The following is a 1,851-nucleotide window of genomic DNA, read 5'->3' as shown; positions in this document are numbered from 1 at the left end:
CAAAAAACAAATGGATATAACGCAATTATATGATGACATCAGAAATGCCGAGCAGATGAGAGACCTACTGTTTAATCTGTAACGATTGTAATTAGGTATGCCACAACCTGTTTGCTTACCAGGTATAAGCTGGAAAAATCCCTAAAATATGCCATTTCTATTGATTTTTTAGGCGCTTTATGTTATCCTTATAGCATACCTAATTAGGTATGCTATAAGGAGGTAGACATGATGGAGAAGCCTGATTTTGTAATGAACTTTGTACGGCCTGCCAATACGGAGATAAAATATATCCGGGGGCATTGGTATCTATATGAGCGGAGCAATGTCTATGACCCACAGCTTGGACGGTCAAGAAAAAAGTCAGGGAAGATCCTCGGAAGCATAACCGAACAGGGGCTGGTCCCAAGCAGGGCAAGGCGGGGATGCGCCAACCCTGTCCTGAATGACGTAGTGGAAGTCGGAGCTGTAAATTATGTCTACCAGCGAACCGAATGGATGCGCAGCAGACTGCAGAAGCATTTCCCTGACCTGTGGGAGGCCATCTACGTGGCAGCAGCTGTCCGTGCCATATATGACTGCCGCTTCCGGCGGCTGCAGCTCCATTATGAGGACAGCATCCTGTCGTACCTCTATCCAGGGCTCTCCTTCATGCCGAATGCCGTCACGGAGTTCCTGAACACTTTGGGGAGGATGAGGGGCGCGATAAGCAGCTATATGCAGGAGATGGTCGCCGAGCATGAACGCTTCCTCTTGTTTGACGGGCACAGGCTCCTGTCCGCATCCCGTACCGTGGACAACGCGGAATGCGGATATGATTCCAAGATGCGCTACAAGCCGCAGATCAACCTGCTGTACCTCTTCACCATGGGAGGCGACATTGGATATCCCGTATATTATAAACAATACCTTGGGAGCACCCTTGATGTCTCCGCTTTCACCGACATACTCAAAGAGTCTACGGCCCATACGGACAGCTGCACCGTCATAGCGGACAAAGGCTTCGCAAGCAGCGACGGCTTCACCCTGCTTGAGGAATCCGGGCTGAACTATGTGATGCCGCTCAAAAGGGGGAACCGTTTTGTAAAAGGCCGTGTCCCGGCCTCGCCCTTTGGATATGAAGAAGCCTTCAGCTTCAACGGGCGCGGGATACATAGCCTGACCATTCCGGAGGAGGGCTTCAACATCCACCTGTTCCTTGACACGGACCTGCTGGCACAGGAGATTGCGGATGTCACGAAAAGGACGGAAAAGAAGAACAATGCGGCGGAACTGAAAAAGGGGCGGGAGACAGCACGCAGGCTGAAAGGAAAAGGCCGCCTGACTGACGGGGAGCTGGAAGCGCTGGCGCCCATCACGATCCAGGAAGCCTATGCGGACAAGGAAGAAATGGGGACCATCACCTTAAAGACGAACAGGCTGGACCTGAATGCGTTCCAGGTCTACAGCATATACAAGCAGAGGCAGGCGATCGAACAGTTCTTCAAGACATATGGGGACACCATGTCCTATGAGGCATCCTATATGAGGAACAACTATACGGAGGAGGCATGGCTGTTCCTGAACCATCTGTCCACCATCATCGGGGTGAATGCAATCGAGGAGATTGCCTCCATTGGGGAATCCAAAAACATATCTTATAAAGACCTGACACAGACGCTTATAAAGATCAAGGCTGGAAAGATGGACGGAGAATGGGTAGTGTGTCCAATAAAGAAAAGTGTTCAACGGTTGTGTGGGAAGATGCAGTTCAATCCAAACGACCTGACGGAGTTGAAGCTTTAGGGCGGTCAGATACTGCCGCCCATAGCATACCTAATTTTGAAATCGTTACAGATTAATACATTGAAT

At 50.1% G+C, this 1,851-nt stretch carries 1 protein-coding gene; it reads left to right on the top strand.

The window, feature by feature from the left end; all coding sequences use genetic code 11:
* Positions 1 to 228: 228 nt before the first annotated feature.
* A complete protein-coding gene (locus Q2B33_RS24010; protein WP_300817847.1) occupies positions 229 to 1,785 on the top strand; it encodes a transposase in 1,557 nt (518 codons plus the stop codon).
* Positions 1,786 to 1,851 lie beyond the last annotated feature (66 nt).

This window comes from uncultured Acetatifactor sp. (assembly GCF_948601915.1).
Lineage (GTDB): Bacteria > Bacillota > Clostridia > Lachnospirales > Lachnospiraceae > Acetatifactor.
This window is presented reverse-complemented; position numbering and strand designations above follow the sequence as displayed.